The organism is Frischella sp. Ac48, assembly GCF_019641635.1.
GTDB classification, from domain to species: domain Bacteria; phylum Pseudomonadota; class Gammaproteobacteria; order Enterobacterales; family Orbaceae; genus Frischella; species Frischella japonica.
Genome location: NZ_JAETXP010000016.1, coordinates 17331 through 35541 on the forward strand (window position 1 = coordinate 17331; position 18211 = coordinate 35541).

At 34.3% G+C, this 18211-nt stretch carries 15 protein-coding genes; all 15 read right to left on the bottom strand.

Annotation, left to right across the window (positions count from 1 at the left end):
• Positions 1 to 168: 168 nt before the first annotated feature.
• Positions 169 to 1683: an amidophosphoribosyltransferase gene (purF, locus tag JMI89_RS10430; RefSeq protein ID WP_187756037.1), complete on the bottom strand. Its 1515-nt coding sequence runs from the start codon at positions 1681 to 1683 to the stop codon at positions 169 to 171.
• Between the two features lie 61 nt (positions 1684 to 1744).
• A complete protein-coding gene (locus tag JMI89_RS10435) occupies positions 1745 to 2203 on the bottom strand; it encodes a CvpA family protein (RefSeq protein WP_220680035.1) in 459 nt (152 codons plus the stop codon).
• Positions 2204 to 2245: 42 nt separating this feature from the next.
• The gene (locus JMI89_RS10440) at positions 2246 to 2749 is read right to left on the bottom strand and encodes an SPOR domain-containing protein (protein ID WP_187756039.1); all 504 of its coding nucleotides are present in this window, start codon (positions 2747 to 2749) and stop codon (positions 2246 to 2248) included.
• Complete coding sequence (gene folC, locus JMI89_RS10445; protein WP_220680036.1) at positions 2736 to 4034, bottom strand: bifunctional tetrahydrofolate synthase/dihydrofolate synthase; 1299 nt, start codon at positions 4032 to 4034, stop codon at positions 2736 to 2738. Before folC ends, JMI89_RS10440 begins: the two co-directional genes overlap by 14 nt.
• A gap of 14 nt (positions 4035 to 4048) precedes the next feature.
• Positions 4049 to 4948: an acetyl-CoA carboxylase, carboxyltransferase subunit beta gene (accD, locus tag JMI89_RS10450; RefSeq protein ID WP_187756041.1), complete on the bottom strand. Its 900-nt coding sequence runs from the start codon at positions 4946 to 4948 to the stop codon at positions 4049 to 4051.
• Between the two features lie 180 nt (positions 4949 to 5128).
• Complete coding sequence (gene truA, locus JMI89_RS10455; RefSeq protein ID WP_187756042.1) at positions 5129 to 5908, bottom strand: tRNA pseudouridine(38-40) synthase TruA; 780 nt, start codon at positions 5906 to 5908, stop codon at positions 5129 to 5131.
• Between the two features lie 15 nt (positions 5909 to 5923).
• Positions 5924 to 6928 carry an aspartate-semialdehyde dehydrogenase gene (locus JMI89_RS10460; protein WP_220680037.1) on the bottom strand — a complete coding sequence of 335 codons (1005 nt, stop codon included), beginning with the start codon at positions 6926 to 6928 and terminating at the stop codon, positions 5924 to 5926.
• Positions 6929 to 7242: 314 nt separating this feature from the next.
• Positions 7243 to 7563 carry a helix-hairpin-helix domain-containing protein gene (locus tag JMI89_RS10465; protein WP_187756044.1) on the bottom strand — a complete coding sequence of 107 codons (321 nt, stop codon included), beginning with the start codon at positions 7561 to 7563 and terminating at the stop codon, positions 7243 to 7245.
• A 270-nt stretch (positions 7564 to 7833) separates the two neighbouring features.
• Complete coding sequence (gene lon, locus JMI89_RS10470; RefSeq protein ID WP_187756045.1) at positions 7834 to 10251, bottom strand: endopeptidase La; 2418 nt, start codon at positions 10249 to 10251, stop codon at positions 7834 to 7836.
• Positions 10252 to 10539: 288 nt separating this feature from the next.
• On the bottom strand, positions 10540 to 11796 hold the full coding sequence (gene clpX, locus JMI89_RS10475; protein ID WP_187756046.1) for an ATP-dependent protease ATP-binding subunit ClpX: 1257 nt from the start codon (positions 11794 to 11796) through the stop codon (positions 10540 to 10542).
• 301 nt (positions 11797 to 12097) lie between these two features.
• Positions 12098 to 12718: an ATP-dependent Clp endopeptidase proteolytic subunit ClpP gene (clpP, locus tag JMI89_RS10480; RefSeq protein WP_255562893.1), complete on the bottom strand. Its 621-nt coding sequence runs from the start codon at positions 12716 to 12718 to the stop codon at positions 12098 to 12100.
• Positions 12719 to 12803: 85 nt separating this feature from the next.
• Positions 12804 to 14105, bottom strand: a complete 1302-nt coding sequence (gene tig, locus JMI89_RS10485) for a trigger factor (RefSeq protein WP_220680039.1) — start codon at positions 14103 to 14105, stop codon at positions 12804 to 12806.
• Between the two features lie 129 nt (positions 14106 to 14234).
• Positions 14235 to 15263 carry a UDP-3-O-(3-hydroxymyristoyl)glucosamine N-acyltransferase gene (gene lpxD / locus JMI89_RS10490; protein ID WP_187756048.1) on the bottom strand — a complete coding sequence of 343 codons (1029 nt, stop codon included), beginning with the start codon at positions 15261 to 15263 and terminating at the stop codon, positions 14235 to 14237.
• On the bottom strand, positions 15263 to 15751 hold the full coding sequence (locus tag JMI89_RS10495) for an OmpH family outer membrane protein (protein WP_187756049.1): 489 nt from the start codon (positions 15749 to 15751) through the stop codon (positions 15263 to 15265). Before JMI89_RS10495 ends, lpxD begins: the two co-directional genes overlap by 1 nt.
• A 29-nt stretch (positions 15752 to 15780) precedes the next feature.
• Positions 15781 to 18204 carry an outer membrane protein assembly factor BamA gene (gene bamA / locus JMI89_RS10500; protein WP_187756050.1) on the bottom strand — a complete coding sequence of 808 codons (2424 nt, stop codon included), beginning with the start codon at positions 18202 to 18204 and terminating at the stop codon, positions 15781 to 15783.
• Positions 18205 to 18211 lie beyond the last annotated feature (7 nt).

Genomic DNA, 18211 nt, shown 5'->3' on the forward strand with positions numbered 1-18211 from the left:
ACTACCTTATTGATTTCGCGGATTGTTTATTTATGAATAGTGGTTTAGTGAAAATTGAGATAAAAATTAACCAAATTTATTTTATTCCTTTATCAATAATACTATTGACGCGATTTTGTATTTTTAATCGTGAAATAAATTATAATTTTATATGTCAATAATCTTTAGTTATTGATCGACATTATAGATTTCTAAATTTTCTGCTTCTTTATTAAACAATGTTGAATTTTTCTGACTCCTGGTTAATTCAAGAGCAGATAAATAGGATTTAGTAATATCTCCTGTTATATAATGACCATCAAACACAGAACATTCAAATTCGGTAATTTTAGGATTACCTTCATTGACCGCAGCAATTAAATCTTTTAAATCTTGAAAAATAAGTTTATCGACACCTATTTTTTGTGCTATTTCATTAATCGTCTTATTATAAGCAATTAGTTCTTCTGCTGCTGGCATATCAATTCCATACACATTTGGATAACGTATTTCAGGGGCAGCTGAAGCCAAATAGACTTTTTTAGCACCGACAGAACGAACCATTTCAATAATTTCTTGCGAAGTGGTACCACGTACAATGGAATCATCAACTAATAAAACATTCTTACCTTCAAATTCAATCCGATTAGCATTTAACTTCCGTCTTACTGAACGACGACGAATTGATTGACCTGGCATAATAAATGTACGTCCTACATAGCGATTTTTCACAAATCCTTGTCGATAAGGTTTGTTTAAAATTCTGGCTATTTCTAATGCTGCATCACATGATGTTTCTGGTATTGGAATAACCACATCAATATCTAAATCATGCCATTCACGCGCGATTTTTTGACCTAACTTTTGTCCCATTAAAATTCGTGATTGATACACTGAAATCCCGTTCATCAATGAATCCGGACGAGCAAAATAGACATATTCAAAAATACATGGACAAAATTCAACTTGATCAGCACATTGTTGTGCAAAAAGCTGCCCATCATAAGTAATATAAATCGCTTCACCCGGTTTAACATCGCGCATAAATTCAAAATCTAACGTATCTAATGCAACACTTTCAGAAGCCACCATATATTCTGTATGCCCATCAATAACCCGTTTACCTATGACCAATGGACGAATCCCATTGGGATCACGGAAAGCAATCAATCCATGACCGATAATCATTGCCACGCATGCATAAGCACCTTTAATGATTTTGTTAAGCTGATAAATTGCCGAAAAAATATTATTTGGGGTTAATCGCGCAGTAGAAAACTTATCGAGTTCACTGGCAAAAATATTTAATAATACTTCGGAATCAGATTGTGTGTTAACATGCCGTCTAACTTTTTGTAATATTGTTTCTCGCAATTCACGAGTATTAGTTAAATTTCCATTATGAGCTAGTGTGATACCATATGGAGAATTAACATAAAATGGCTGGGCTTCTGATACGTTAGAACTACCTGCGGTTGGATAACGCACGTGCCCTATTCCGATATTTCCTTGTAACCGCTGCATATGTTGCAATTGAAATACATCTTGTACCAATCCATTGGCTTTACGTAATCTGAAATAATTATGCTGATCTATGGTTACAATTCCTGCTGCATCTTGTCCACGATGTTGCAACACAGTAAGAGCATCATAAATAGATTGATTGACTGGACTAAAAGCAACAATTCCTACAATACCACACATAAACTAACCCTCAATAAATTAATTATTATCATTGATGCGCTGCTAATAAAGCGGTTGAACTTTAAAATACTCCAAAAAACCAATGAATTAAATATTCAAAATGGGGAATTAAAATTGAATTTTGCCACATTAAACTCTGTGATAATGAGGTAAATGTATCACAACAGAATAATATTGCTGTAACAATCAATATACCGCGTAACACACCAAACACCGTACCCAAAATCCGATCAATCGTTGATAACCCCACATGTTGTATAATTTCGCAAATGATATATCTCACCACGCTACAAACTATCATTGTTGTAATAAAAAGCACAATGACAGCGATAATATTACGAATATATCCATTATCAAAATAGGTTAAATAGTCAGCAATATGATAGTAAAACTGACTGGCAACAAAACATGCACAAATCCAACTGATTAACGATAACGCTTCTTTAACAAAACCACGTAATAGGCTAACTAAAGCTGATAAGCCAATAACACAAAGAATAATAATATCTATCCAATTCACTACAAATAGATTCCTCTAAAAAATGACAATTTTATTGCTATTCTACTGTAATATATAGCCTTTAAGTTTAGTCAAATTCTCTAAATCAATAATAACCATATCAGCCTGTTCTCGGGTTTGATAATTTCCAACTAATAATCGTGTAAGCTGACCATCTTTAACAACTTGAGGAACGGTGTAAACATCATAATTATTTAAACGTAAAAGAGCGATTAATTCATCAATTTTTTGTTTATTTTTTAAAGCAACTAATTGTATAACATAGCCTTTATCACTCGGTGAATAGCTACTTTGATTATTGGCAGGATATTGTTCATGTTGATCAGAATTATTCACTTGAAAATCAATATTATTTCTATTATCAAGTGATGCAGACGGTGATAACTGGTTATTGTCTGTTTCGAGATTATTCGTTGAAGGGAGTAAAGGAATCGTAGTGGTAGTTTTTTTGGTTTTGTCAGTTATAACATAGGGGGCAATAATTAAACTAAACAATATTAAAGAGATAATCCCGATTAGTCGATTTCTAATTTTACTGCTCATCATTTTTAACGATTCCTAAAATATCTGATACGGTATGAAATGAACCACAAATAACAATAATATCATCATCATCTGCATCCGATTTTACCTGCTCCCAAGCAGATTTTACGGATGGAAAAGTAAATACAGTCGCGACGGATTGATCAATAAAGGCAGCAATATCACCAGCCTTTGCACCTCTTTCACCATACAATGATGCACAATACCAATAATCAGCATGCAGAGCAGCAATAGTCGATTTGATATCTTTATCTTTTAGCATCCCAATGACAAACCGTAGTTTTTTAATGTTGCCACGTTGTATAATGCATTCTTGCAATTGATTGGCTAAATACGTTGCAGCATGAGGATTATGTGCAACATCAATAATAACTAATGGTTTTTCTTGAATAACTTGAAATCTGCCGGTTAATGCGGTATTAGCTAAACCTTGATAAATACTCTCTGAATCAATATCTAATTGTGAATAACTTATCGCAGCTAAGGCTGTTGCTGCATTCGCTAAAGGAATTTTTGGTACTGGCAAATTATTATAATGGTTTTTTGATGATTGAAATTGCCAAATCCGGTCGTTAATTAAACGATATTGCCAGTCAAAACCTAAGTTAGGCGCGCAAATATGCAATTGAACATGTTTTTTCTTTGCACATGCAATAATAGATTGAGGTGTATTAGGTTCACCGACAATGGCAATACAGTTTTGTTTAAAAATACCGGCTTTTTCTTGCCCGATACTTTCAAGCGTATTACCCAAATAATCTACATGATCTAATGCGATTGAGGTTATGACCGCTACATCAGCATCAACAATATTGGTAGCATCTAAACGTCCGCCCAAACCGACTTCTAAAATCACAACGTCAAGATTGGCTTGTTTAAACATTAATAAGGCTGCAAGGGTCGAATATTCAAAATAAGTCAGTGAGATATCCTGACGTTCCTGTTCTATGAGATTAAAGGCATTAGTATGCTGTGTATCAGGTAGCTCCTGATCATTAATACGAACACGTTCGGTATATCGTAAAATATGAGGAGAACTATAAACGCCAACCCGTAAACCTGCAGCTAATAAAATCATTTCAAGGGTACGGCAAGTTGTCCCTTTACCATTAGTACCAGCAATAGTGAACACATAAGGAGCCGGTTTGCCTATATCTAATCGTTGAGCAACTTGACTGACTCTTTCCAAACCTAATTCAATTGTTATAGGATGAATTTGTTCCAAATAACTAAGCCAAGTTTCTAACATTGACTTGGCATTTGGTTTTTCTGACTTCGCTATATTCATGATATAAGCTACAATTAATTTTGATCCACTGAAACTTCCACAGCAGCGGTATTAAAAGGATCAGGTAATCGCATCAATTTAGCCAATATACTAGCCACTTTTGTTCGCATATCCTTACGATGAATGATGAGATCTAATGCACCTTTTTCGAGTAAGAACTCACTTCGTTGAAAACCGGTAGGAAGTGTTTCTCTTACCGTTTGTTCAATAACGCGTGGTCCGGCAAAACCAATTAAAGCTTTAGGTTCAGCAATATTAATATCACCTAACATGGCAAGGCTTGCTGAAACGCCACCCATTGTTGGATCTGTCATAACAGAAATAAAAGGTAATCCTTCATCTTGCATTTTGGCTAAAATTGCACTGGTTTTTGCCATTTGCATTAGTGAAAATAAGGCTTCTTGCATACGAGCGCCACCACTTGTTGAAAAACAAATTAATGGACACTTATCTTCAATCGCTTGCTCTGCTGCTCTGACAAACATCGCACCGACCACAGATGACATTGAACCACCAATGAAAGAAAATTCAAAAGCTGCGGTTACCACAGGAATACCAAATAAAGTGCCCTTCATAGCAATCATGGCATCTTTTTCATGGGTTGCTTTTTGTGCTGCTGTTAAACGATCTTTATATCTTTTCGAATCTTTAAATTTTAGTACATCTTTGGGTTCTAAATCGGTACCAAGCTCAATATCAGAACCTTCATCTAAAAAATAATATAAGCGAACACGTGCAGGCATTCGCATATGATGATCACATTTAGGACAGACTTCTAAATTGCGTTCAAGTTCTGCTTGATAAATAATTTGTTCACAACTAGGACATTTAGTCCAAACCCCACCAGGGATATTTGCTTTTTTATGATTCGACGAGATATTATTCTTATTCAGAATTTTTTCAATCCAACTCATTATTAACCTTCTAGTAGCATATTGAAAGTACTATACAAGCACATATTGTAATAACATCAACTTTAAAATATTTCCTATTGTATATTATTTTAATCCGTTACTTAATAAATATTTTAAATTTAGCATAATTTCTAAGCAAAAATTAACATCACTTTCAGATACCAGACTTAATCAATAAATTCATAAAAATAAAGGACCTAATGAATTTTTAGGTAATTGGAAATGATCAGGATAGATCACATCGACTAAATAGAGTCCTTCTGGTTTAGCTGTCGCAGCGGCTAATGTTCGATCTTTTGAGGATAATAAAAATTGTATCCATTCTTCAGATTGATGACCATTCCCAACTTCAATCAGACTACCAACTATATTTCTGACCATATGGTGCACAAATGCATTAGCTTGAATATCAATAACAATATAACGTTGTTGTCTAGTTACCCTAATATGATGTACATTTCTAAATGGAGACAAAGATTGACATTGGGCAGCTCTAAATGCGCTGAAATCATTTTCACCTAATAAAACTTGGGCAGCTTTATGCATTTTATTTTCATCTAAGTCTGGATAATAATGGCTAATCCCCTTATTGAGAATGCCGTGCCGAAGAGGATGATTGTAAATAATGTAGCGATATCGACGAGCCAATGCACTAAATCTAGCATGAAAATCATCGTCAACAATTCGTGCCCATTTAACCGCTATATTAGCTGGTAAATTAGCATTTACACCAAAGGTCCATGCAGTAATCGATCGTTGTGTTTGCGTTTCAAAATGAACGACTTGCCCAGTAGCATGGACACCAGCGTCAGTTCGACCGGCACAAAAAATTGAAATAGATTCGTTCGCAATTTTACTCAATGCAGTTTCTAATGTTGCTTGAATAGAAACAACACGTTGTTGTTTTTGCCAGCCAAAATATTGGCTGCCATCATATTCTATACCTAATGCCACTTTCATTATGGTAACTCGCAATTATAAATATTCGGTAAGTAATTTTTCGGCCGTTTCTAATAAAATTTGTGCCCCTAAAAAACGAATATTATCACTCACGCTAAAACATTTTATTTGCTCAGAATGACCATGATTATAGCGAATATCAGCAAGATGAATCGATTGCAACCCTTCTTGTTCAGCTTTAACTTGTGTTACTGGTGTTGGATAATCAGAAGTCATAAGCGTGACACCATATTCCAAGCCAAAACTATCATCGTAACCAAAATCAATATTGACAGGTGTTGAAGAAGTAAAAGTCAAGGATTGGGTTAGGCCATAAAATACTGGGACCAACATTGCATCAATCGTTATTGATAACTGGTAATCACCGGTTATTTTTCTAATTTCCTCAATAATAGTCACCTCATCTGCCAGCGCATTATTTAGTGGCAAAATATTAAATGCCATTTGTTTATTAAAAAGTTCATTTTCAGCCGGTAATCCATTAAGCAAACGTGCGCTTTGATTGGCTAATTGTTCAACTCCATTTTTACCATAAAATGAGGCCGGAATTAAATTAGTAATATGCAATTGTAATAACTGCCGTATATCTGTTAATGTTGCAACTGTTCTCAGCGCCTGACTAACAACCGGATTAGCTACCGCAATAATATTTTCATTACGAAAATCCGCTAATAAACTATCATTAATCCTCGGTAAAACTAAGGGAATATTATCTTCTTGTGCAAAACAACCAGAAGCATCAATTACTATACATCCAGACTGTGCAACTAAACGAGCATATTGTTGAGAAACAGACTGATTAACGGCAAAAAATGCAATATGATATTGTGACCAGTCAACTGTGTTAATATTTTCAATCGTGAGATTTTTACCTGATACACGAACGGTTTCACCTTCACTATTATCACTGCCAATTAATCCAATATTATCAATCGATAAGTTGCTAAATTGTAACAAATCAACTAAGGCTTTTCCTACCTGACCACTCGCACCAACTACGGCAATATTCCATGATGACATAATTTACTAACCTATTAATAATTTAATCAATTTCGGCTGATTATACTGACTATTGTAACTAAGATACAGTGGTAATCCATTATTAAATAATGATACATAAAATTCCTAACGGTTATAGGATTACTTAAAAAGTCTTATACAACAATTTGAATCTAATTCATTAAAGAAAATAACTAAAAATATCATTAAGATCATACTATTTACAGTTGATTATCGGTTTTATTTAAAATATGGAATTACCCTCATATTCAATGAATTACGCTATTAAATTTATCCAACTTAATAGCGTTAATTTAATTTGAATTATCAGTATATTACAGCGAAATTTTACCATTGTTTCTATCAAGTATCGATTGACCAATTCCTGATACTTCTTTAAGTTGTTCTATTGTAACAAAGGGGCCGAACTTATCCCGATATTCAATAATTTTTTTTGCTTTATTTAAACCAATGCCATTTAGTCCTTTTACTAATTCTTCTGCTGAAGCAGTATTAATATTTACCGTTGCCATTTGCGCAATTTGATTAGGGGGATTATTTTCTGATGTTTGTTGTTCAGCCATAGCTGTAGGAGATAAGTTAATAGTTAATAATAATAAAATAATAACATTAAAATACACTTTAAATTTTTTCATAGTTTTTTCCTGAATTAGTAATAATTGGTAAAAAGACTATGCCATGAATAAATATTTAATAAGACAATCAGTGATAGTATTTCCTAATAGTTTGAAAACCATTTTGTTATTTTTCTTATCATTCTTAATATTTGTGATTTAACTAGCAATATAATATGTGGTTTTCCATCTTGTATATCTGCTATACCTAATGATAAGTTTAGATATTTAATCAAAAATGACATTACAAAAAAACCAGCTTTTATGCTGGTTTTTTAAATAGGTTTTTGATTAATTTAATCTTCCTAAGTTGGAAAGATCATTCTTTGATTTTTTAGTTGTCCGTTTAATTGACGTTTTAGCAACCTTCACTGGTTCACTTCCGAATGGATTATTAAGCAGTGCGATAGTCAATACCTCATCAATCCATTTCACAGGATGAATATCCAATGCAGCTTTAACGTTATCCGGGATATCTTCTAAATCTTTAACATTGTCTATTGGAATAATTGCCGTTTTTATTCCTCCACGATGAGCAGCTAAAAGTTTTTCTTTTAAGCCTCCGATTGGTAAAACTTGTCCTCTTAGTGTAATTTCTCCAGTCATGGCAACATTGGCTTTAACTGGATTACCCGTTAAAGTAGAAATCAGAGAAGTACACATCGCAATACCAGCACTTGGACCATCTTTTGGCGTTGCGCCATCAGGTACGTGAACATGAATATCACGTTTTTCATAAAAATCGGTATTAATACCTAACTTTTCTGCGCGAGATCGTACAACTGTTAATGCTGTCTGAATCGATTCTTGCATTACCTCACCTAACGATCCTGTATAAGTCAATTTACCTTTACCTGGCACACTTACCGATTCGATTGTTAATAAATCACCACCTACTTCAGTCCATGCTAAACCATTCACTTGCCCTATACGGTTTTCACTATCAATTTTGCCATAGTCAAAACGCTGTACTCCCAAAAATGCTTTTAAATTGTTTTGATTTACAACTACTTTCTTCTGTTTTTTATCTAACGATAATTGCTTAACCACTTTGCGGCAAATTTTGGCGATTTCACGTTCTAAACTTCGAACGCCTGCTTCACGGGTATAGTATCGAATAATACCGATAATTGCTGAATCTTCAATAATAATCTCACTAGGTTTAAGACCATTATTCTCAATTTGTTTATAAATAAGATGCTGCTTAGCAATGTTTAGTTTTTCATCCTCGGTATAACCTGATAAACGAATCACTTCCATTCGATCTAACAATGGTCCTGGAATATTCATTGAGTTTGCGGTTGCCACAAACATCACATCCGATAAATCATAATCAACTTCTAAATAGTGGTCACTAAAAGCATTATTTTGCTCAGGATCAAGAACCTCAAGCAACGCTGAAGCAGGATCGCCACGCATATCGGAAGCCATTTTATCGATTTCATCCAACAAGAAAAGCGGATTTTTAACACCAACTTTTGCCATTCTCTGCAACAATTTACCAGGCATTGAGCCAATATAAGTTCTTCGGTGCCCACGAATTTCAGCTTCATCACGCACACCACCTAATGCCATACGGACATATTCACGTCCTGTGGCTTTGGCAATAGATTGCCCCAATGAAGTTTTACCAACCCCCGGTGGTCCAACTAAACATAAAATTGGACCTTTCACTTTATTTACCCGGCTTTGTACAGCTAAATATTCTAATATTCGGTCTTTTACACGTTCTAAGCCATAATGATCACGATCAAGAACTTTTAAAGCCTCTTTTATACTTTTCTTAACTTTGCTTTTTTTATGCCACGGTAACTGTAACATCCAATCGATGTAACCTCTAACAACAGTGGCTTCTGCAGACATAGTTGGCATCATTTTTAATTTGTTAAGCTCAGCCATAACCTTTTCAGTGGCTTCTTTTGGCATTTTAGCTTTTTCAATTTTCTTTTTTAGCTCTTCATATTCATCAGGTTTATTTTCAAGATCACCCAATTCTTTATGAATCGCTTTAATTTGCTCATTAAGATAGTATTCTTTTTGCGCTTTTTCCATTTGCTCTTTAACGCGCTGGCGAATATTTTTTTCAACTTCTAATAAATCAATTTCAGATTCCATTAACGAAGCCAAAAGTTCAAAACGTTTCTCTAAATCCAGCGTTGCTAAAATTTCTTGTTTTTGATCAACTTTAATAAATAACGTTGCGGCAATAGAATCGGCTAATTGATCAGGTTCCTGAATATGATGAATAGAATCTACAACTTCGTGAGTGATTTTTTTATTTAATTTGGAATATTCTTCAAAATTCGATAATACTACACGTATCAATGCTTCATTTTCAATACTTTTAGTGGCTATTTCAGGTTCGATACGTCCAATAAAAAATTCTTCTTTATCTTGATCAACGATTTCAATAAGTTTAGCTCTTTGTGTCCCTTCAACTAAAACTTTAATCGTACCATCAGGTAACTTTAAGAGTTGTAAAATTTCAGCGATTGTCCCAACTGTATAAAGATCACTTTCTTGTGGATCTTCTTGCGTTGCATCTTTTTGAGTTACTAAAAAGACTTTTTTATCCATTTCCATTGCTTTTTCTAAACAACGAATTGATTTTTCTCTTCCCACAAACAGAGGCATAACCATATGTGGAAAAACGACCACATCTCTTAATGGCAATATTGGTATCATCTGTTTTGATTGTTTTGTTCTCATATAACTCTCTCTAGTAGCGTTACTTAATATTAAGCTTATATTGGGGTCAATAATGAATATTCAAGTCTATTTATTGAATCTCATATTATTCTTGTTAAAATTCAACATATAGAATTAATATTGCTCATTGAAGGAGGCAAAATCTGTTATAAGTTATTATTAAATGTATATAATAACGTTTCATTTTAACACTAATAACTAAGAATAAAAGAAAAATGGTAAGATGCAGATCTCTGATAAATAAAGAATAATCAACACACCTGAAATTTCAAGTGTGTTGGGATAGGATTAAATATGATATATAATTTCTGGTGTGGTCGAATTTTTGATTGTTTCTTGATTTATAACCACTTTTTTCACATTTTTCAACGATGGTAAGTCATACATTGTTTCAAGTAACACTCCTTCAACAATCGATCTTAAACCTCTTGCACCTGTTTTACGTTGCATCGATTTTTCAGCGATCGCATCAAGTGCTTCATCCGTAAATTCTAATTCAACATTTTCTAAATCAAATAATACTTTATACTGTTTAGTTAGTGCATTCTTCGGTTCAGTTAAAATTTTAATCAATGCGATTTTATCTAACTCAGCAAGAGCTGCAATAACAGGCAATCGGCCAATGAACTCAGGAATAAGACCAAATTTAATTAAATCTTCAGGCTCAATTTTAGCAAATAACTGAGATTCGGATTCTTTTTGTTTTTGGCTCTTAACTTCAGCACCAAATCCAATACCTCTGTTTACCGAGACTCTTCTTTCAATTACTTTATCAAGTCCGGCAAACGCACCACCACAAATAAATAAAATTTTTGAAGTATCAACTTGCAAAAATTCTTGTTGCGGATGCTTGCGACCACCTTTAGGTGGTACCGAGGAAACCGTACCTTCAATAATCTTTAATAATGCTTGTTGTACACCTTCACCTGATACATCACGCGTAATAGATGGATTATCAGATTTTCGGGAAATTTTATCTATTTCGTCAACGTAAATTATTCCTCGTTGCGCTTTTTCAACATCATAATCACAATTTTGTAATAATTTTTGAATAATATTTTCAACATCTTCTCCAACATACCCCGCTTCCGTTAGCGTTGTCGCATCAGCTATAGCAAATGGAACATCCAAAAAGCGCGCTAAAGTTTCTGCAAGTAAGGTTTTACCACTTCCCGTTGGTCCGATAAGAAGAATATTACTTTTCCCTAATTCAACGCCACTTTCATTTTTCGGCGCTCTGATTCGTTTATAATGGTTATAAACAGCAACAGATAATACTTTTTTTGCCTGATCCTGACCAATGACATATTCATCTAAGTGAGCGCGGATTTCATGTGGAGTTGGTAAAGCCTTTTCGGTTGAAGTATCGTCAACAAAAAGGGTGTTTGTCTCTTCTTGTAAGATATCATTACATAATGCAATACATTCATTACAAATATAAATTGATGATGGCCCTGCAATTAGCTTTTTTACTTCATGTTGGCTTTTCCCACAAAAGGTACAATAAAGTAATTTACCGGAATTCTCTTTATTCACTACATCCACCTATCGATTACAAATAAATTGATTTACTCATTTTGAATCATCATATCTAACTCTTAATTTAAGAGTTAACCACTTAAATAACGTTTCTTTATGTTATTTATTCCTATTTCTAAAAGAATAAACATAAATGAACGAGTTAAAAATTCAATTAACCAAAATGAACTAATGGTTAATGATATCATAAACTAGCTAATGTGATCTTAAATAGTCATATTTAGACCAAAAGTTCACTTTGTATGCCAGTTTATCCTTACAAAAAGTTCTGATTGAAAAACATTAATTATATTTCTCAAAAACCAAGCTATTGAGCACGTTTATTAAAAATAGCATCAACTAACCCATACTCTACGGCTTGCTCTGCTGACATAAAATTATCGCGGTCAGTGTCTTTTTCTATTACTTCAATTTTCTGTCCAGTATGGTAAGCCATCAATTCATTCATTCTATTTTTAATTTTCAAAACTTCTTGTGCATGAATTTGAATATCCGAAGCTTGCCCTTGAAAACCCCCTAACGGTTGATGAATCATCACTCGTGCATTGGGTAAACAATAACGTTTACCTTTAGTTCCCGCTGTTAATAAAAATGCGCCCATGGAACAAGCTTGACCTAAACAGATTGTACTTACATCCGGCTTAATAAATTGCATCGTATCATAGATAGACATGCCGGCAGTAATGACACCTCCTGGTGAATTGATATAAAGATAGATATCTTTTTCTGGATCTTCTGCCTCTAAAAATAACATTTGCGCAACAATTAAATTAGCCATATTATCTTCAACTTGACCAGTTAAAAATATAATACGTTCTTTTAAAAGACGAGAATAAATGTCATAAGCTCTTTCACCACGTGAATTTTGCTCGACAACCATTGGGATCACTGCCATTCTTTCTTCAATAGAAGTGTTGTTAAAAGACATTTTTTCTCCTTAACTAACAAAACAGCCCAAAAAAGAGTATTCTCATTTTGGGCTATAATTTTAAAAAAATCAAAAACTAACTTTATTAAGCCGGTTTTTGGTTCATTAACTCAGAAAATGAATATGTTTTTTCAGTTACTTTTGCTTTTTCAAGTAATAAGTCAATTACTTGATCTTCTAAAGCAACTGCTTTTAAATTTTCTGATGCTTTCTTATCTTCATTATAATAAGCTATGACTTCTTGAGGATCTTCATAAGCGGTAGCAATTTCCTCAATCAATGTCTTCACGCGCTCTTCGTTTGCTTCCAGTTTATTAGTTTCAATAATTTCGTTGAATAATAAACCAACCACTACACGATGTTTCGCTTCATCGGCAAATAACTCACGTGGTAAATCAACCGGTTGTTTTGTATTAGCGCCAAAACGTGCCATTGCTTGTTTTCTTAATACATCAACTTCACGATCTATTAATGCGGTTGGAACGTCAATATTATTATGTTTTACTAACTCTTTAATCACTGCAGCTTTTGTTTTGTTACGGATAGTTGCCGTCAATTCGCGTTGCATATTTTTTTGTACTTCTGCTTTCAAAGCTTCTAACGTACCATCAACAATACCGAAACGTTTAATGACTTCCTCAGTTAAATCGGGTAATTCCAACTCTTCAACTTTTTTCAATGTAGAAGCAAATTTAGCCGCTTTACCTTTTAAGTTTTCCGCATGATAATCTTCTGGGAAAGTTACATTGATATCAAACTGTTCACCTGCTTTATGGCCTAGGATTGCATCTTCAAAACCAGGAATCATACGACCTTGCCCTAATACTAAAGTAAAGTCTGTCGCTTTACCACCTTCAAACTCTTCACCATCAACAGTGCCTAAGAAATCTAAAACAACACGTGATTGTTCTTTCGCTTCGGTTGCCACTTCTTTCCAGGTACCTTGTTGTTTACGCAATGTCTCAATCATTGTTTCAACATCAGCATCACCAATATTAGCTACTGGTTTTTCAACTTCCATTTTATCAAGATCTTTAATTTCAACTTGCGGATAAACTTCAAATTCAACTGTAAAGTGATAATCTTCACCATCTTTATATTCTGTAGGATTATAAGTAGGCGAACCAGCTGGATTAATCTTTTCTTGAATAATCGCTTCAATAAAATTACGTTGCATTAATTCACTTAAAGCATCCTGAAGAATAGAAGCGCCAAAACGTTGCTCAACAATTTTTAAAGGTACTTTACCTTTTCGGAAACCATCAATACGGACTTTCTTTGCCGTATTTACAACTTCTTTTTGTACCGCTTTTTTTATCTCTTCTGATGGAATAGTAATCGCCAAACGTCTACCTAATCCCTGTGTTGTTTCCACCGAAACTTGCATCTTTTTATACCTCAGAATCTTAATTTAATATGTTTATTACATAACTAACAACAATAAATGCAACAAACACCAAGAGTTTACAAAATAGGCATGCATTATACAGCCCGATATCTATTACGTCGAGAATATTTATACTGCCAATTGTAACAGTTTTTTCTCGAGTGATTTTAACCGTTTATTCATCTCATCAATATGTAGCACTAGTGAAGCTGTTTTACGCCAGATTTTATTATCTTGCAAAGGAATACCAGAAGAATAAACACCAGGTTTAGAAATCGGACGCATAACCATCCCCATTCCTGTAATAGTCACTTTGTCGCAAATTTCCATATGCCCATTGATAACACTTGCACCACCGATTAAGCAATATTTGCCTATTTTTAAACTACCCGCCATGATAACACCGCCAGCCACAGCTGTATGTTCACCAATTTGGTCATTATGTGCAATTTGGCATTGATTATCAATAATGACACCATTATGAATAATGGTGTCATCTAAAGCCCCTCGATCGATTGTAGTTGAAGCACCAATTTCAACATTATTACCAATAATAACTCGCCCAAGTTGCGGTATTTTAATCCACTGGCCACGGTCATTAGCATAACCAAAACCGTCTGAACCAATAACTGTTCCCGACTGTATCAAACAGTTTTCACCGATTTGGACATTATGATATACGGAAACATTAGCCCACAATTTGGTATTCTTACCAATGATTGTGTCTTTCCCTATAAAGCATCCCGCACCAATTATGACATTATCACCTAAACAGACACCACTTTCGATGACCGCATTAGCACCGATTGCAACATCTTTTCCTAACTTAGCCTGTGATGAAATTACAGCTGAAGGTGCAATATCATTAGCTGGTAATGGTGTAGTATCCAATAATTGAGCTAACTTAGCATAAGTTAAGTATGGGTTTGCAACAATTAATGCTGCTCCATTCCAATGCTCAAGACTTTCTTCCGTTAACACAACAATACTTGCTTGGCAATTTTGCAATTGTGTTTGATACTTTTTATCAGCCAAAAAAGTTATTTGTCCTGGCTTAGCATTAGCCATTGATGCTATAGCATCAATGGTTATATTTTCATCACCACGAAAGGTAGCATTTAATTCATCAGCTAACGCTTTTAGGGTATATGAAGTCATTATTTAACAACCTTTGCTAAAACTTTATCGGTGACATCAACTTTGTCATTTAAATATAGGACTGTTTCTGTATTTAAGATCAAGTCATATTTATCGGCTTCAGCTACAGCTCGTACTGCTTTTTCAATTTGAACAAATAATTTTGCAAACTCTTCTTTTTTACGTTGCTCATAATTGTAATTGAATTCTCCAAGATTTTTTCGGAACTCAACAAAAACATTCTCTAATTTATTTCTTTCAGAGGCAGATAATGTTATACGATCTTTTTCCAATTTGCGCGCAGCTTCTTTGGCTTTTACCTCTTCTGCTTGTAGTGCTTTTTGGCGTGCTTCAAATTCTTTATTTAACTGTTCAATAATCTTCTTCGATTCCGGCATCTTATCCAAAACAGTAAGAACGTCGACAATCGCAACTTTCATTTCTGCTTGTACTAACCCCGTAAATAACAATGCTACACTTAACGTTATAATTGATAACAATTTTTTCATAATATTTACCTTTTTTTAATTTATTCGTTTTACCATGTTGAACCAATATTAAACTGGAATTGTTGCGATGAATCACCATCATATTTTTTAATTGGTTGGGCATATGAAAATACCAAAGGTCCTAACGGGGACATCCATTGCACAGCCAAACCTGCAGACAGGCGAATATCGGTTGCTGAACCGTAATCAGGAATATCACGACTCTTGAGATCCCATTCAGTATCCCATACTGTACCAGCATCCACGAAAAAGGATGTTCGAATACTATTTGCATATTTTTCACTGGTAAAAGGGGTTGGAACTATCAGCTCCAGACTAGCAAAAGCAAGTGCATTTCCTCCCACAGCATCCGAAGAAGCTCGACATCCAGAAGTATTACTCAAATCACATGTTGACGATCCAGAGAAATTATATTTTACTGCTTTTGGACCAACCGTATTTGATTTAAAGCCACGTAATACCGTTGAACCACCTGCGTAAAAGTTTTCATAGAATGGTAACTCTTTACCGCCAAAACCTTTGCCTATACCAAATCGACCACGAGCTAAAGCAACCCAGGTATGATCATAATCAATTGGATAATAATAAGACCCATCAACGACAAATTTAACAAAACGGTTATCAAATACTGGTGCCGTCACTTTAGCATTCGCCGTTAATCTTAAACCATCAGTTGGAAAAAAACCTCTATCTAATGAGTTATAACCCCAATAAGCATTCAATAATAGATCATTCGTACTAAATGAAATATTTGATCGGTTAATATCTTTACCCATCGACTTAAAATAACGCCACATGCCATACTGAGCATTCATATCATCAAGTTTGTGATTAGCAAATTCAGTACCAAAACGGACAAAATTCTTCTCACTAATTGGGAAACCTAAATTAGCGGTGCCTCCCCATGTTTTACTAGAATATTCAGATACATCACCGCTCTCTTTATCGGCTTCATAAGTATTGTAATAAATACTTCCCCCTAAACTAACACCATCAATAGTAAAATATGGATTAGTTACCGAAATAGAAGCTGTTTTATCAGAATCAGTTGTATTGACATCAAAAGCGACACTATTACCTGTTCCTAACCAGTTTTCTTGAGAAATACCTGCATTGAAACTTAATCCACTATCGGTCCCAATACCGATACCAAACTTAATACTCCCTGTATTACGTTCAGTCACCTTATAAGTAATATCGACCTGATCATTAGTACCAGAGACTTTTTCAGTTTCAGTTTCAACATTATCAAAGAACCCTAGTCGATTAAGTCGTGTTTTCCCTAATTCAACTAAATCATTACTCAACCAAGCCCCTTCCATTTGCCGTAGCTCACGACGAATGACTTTTTCACTTGTAACATTATTACCAACAATATTAATATTTCGGACATAATAACGTGGACCAACATCAACAAAGATAATTAATTTAGCAGTGTGTTCAGTATCATTTAATTCAGGATGGGTAAGAACTCGTGGATAAGCATAACCATAGTTAGCTAACATCTTCTTAATTTTATCTTCGATTTGGGTAATTTTTTTGCCATTATAAAGCTGACCCGGTTTAAGTTCGGACGATGCAATCTCTTGCACTTTTTCTTTATAGTTAGCAAAATCCCCTTTTAATTCAATGTTAGATAAATTATATTGTTCACCTTCGTGCAAATTAATTGTGACATAGATGCCTTTTTTATCTGGTGTCAAACTAACTTGGGTAGAATTAATACTGAAACGAGCATAACCATGATCAAGATAAAAACTTTGCAACTCATCTAAATCTGCTGCTAATTTTTGTTTTTGGTATTTACGATCGCCTAACATGTTCCACCACGGAACTTCATCACGAAGAGAAAAACGAGAGATTAATTCTTCAGACGAATAAGCTTTAGCGCCAACAATATTTATTTGCTCAATCAGCGCTGAAACACCTTCGGCAATCTCTAACTTCAAATCGACACGATTACGAGCCAACGGCGTCACCACCGCTTTAACTTTGGCATTATATTTACCAATACTATAATAAAAATCTTCTAAACCTTTTTCAATGGCTGATAACGTGGTGCGATCCAATGCTTCACCAACTCGTACACCAGAACCATCAAGATTGGTCTTTAACATATCATCTTTCACAGACTTATTGCCTGAAAAGGTAATATTAGCAATAGTTGGGCGCTCTTTAACTTTGATAACTAGATTATCGCCATTGCGAACAATATTGATATCTTCAAAATTACCACTTGCGTACAGAGACCTAACAATATCACCTAACTCCGACTCGTTTACATAATCACCAACTTGTACTGGCATTTTCAATAACGCGGCGCCAACGGTTACCCGCTGTAACCCTTCAAATTGAATATCTTTAACTACAAAATCTTTAGCACCTAATGCTATTGGTACATAAGTAGCAGAACTTAACAATAAGGATGCTATGAGCAATTTATTAAATTTCATTTGCGCG

Bases quoted from the DNA above. Each gene is read 5' to 3' on its own strand.
- clpP (WP_255562893.1), bottom strand. From the start codon at position 12,718: ATGTCTTTTAACAACACTTCTATTGAAGAAAGAATGGCAGTGATCCCA.
- purF (WP_187756037.1), bottom strand. From the start codon at position 1,683: ATGTGTGGTATTGTAGGAATTGTTGCTTTTAGTCCAGTCAATCAATCT.
- lon (WP_187756045.1), bottom strand. From the start codon at position 10,251: ATGAGAACAAAACAATCAAAACAGATGATACCAATATTGCCATTAAGA.
- folC (WP_220680036.1), bottom strand. From the start codon at position 4,034: ATGAATATAGCGAAGTCAGAAAAACCAAATGCCAAGTCAATGTTAGAA.
- lpxD (WP_187756048.1), bottom strand. From the start codon at position 15,263: ATGACTTCATATACCCTAAAAGCGTTAGCTGATGAATTAAATGCTACC.
- JMI89_RS10495 (WP_187756049.1), bottom strand. From the start codon at position 15,751: ATGAAAAAATTGTTATCAATTATAACGTTAAGTGTAGCATTGTTATTT.
- JMI89_RS10460 (WP_220680037.1), bottom strand. From the start codon at position 6,928: ATGTCATCATGGAATATTGCCGTAGTTGGTGCGAGTGGTCAGGTAGGA.
- bamA (WP_187756050.1), bottom strand. From the start codon at position 18,204: ATGAAATTTAATAAATTGCTCATAGCATCCTTATTGTTAAGTTCTGCT.
- truA (WP_187756042.1), bottom strand. From the start codon at position 5,908: ATGAAAGTGGCATTAGGTATAGAATATGATGGCAGCCAATATTTTGGC.
- tig (WP_220680039.1), bottom strand. From the start codon at position 14,105: ATGCAAGTTTCGGTGGAAACAACACAGGGATTAGGTAGACGTTTGGCG.
- JMI89_RS10440 (WP_187756039.1), bottom strand. From the start codon at position 2,749: ATGATGAGCAGTAAAATTAGAAATCGACTAATCGGGATTATCTCTTTA.
- accD (WP_187756041.1), bottom strand. From the start codon at position 4,948: ATGAGTTGGATTGAAAAAATTCTGAATAAGAATAATATCTCGTCGAAT.
- JMI89_RS10465 (WP_187756044.1), bottom strand. From the start codon at position 7,563: ATGAAAAAATTTAAAGTGTATTTTAATGTTATTATTTTATTATTATTA.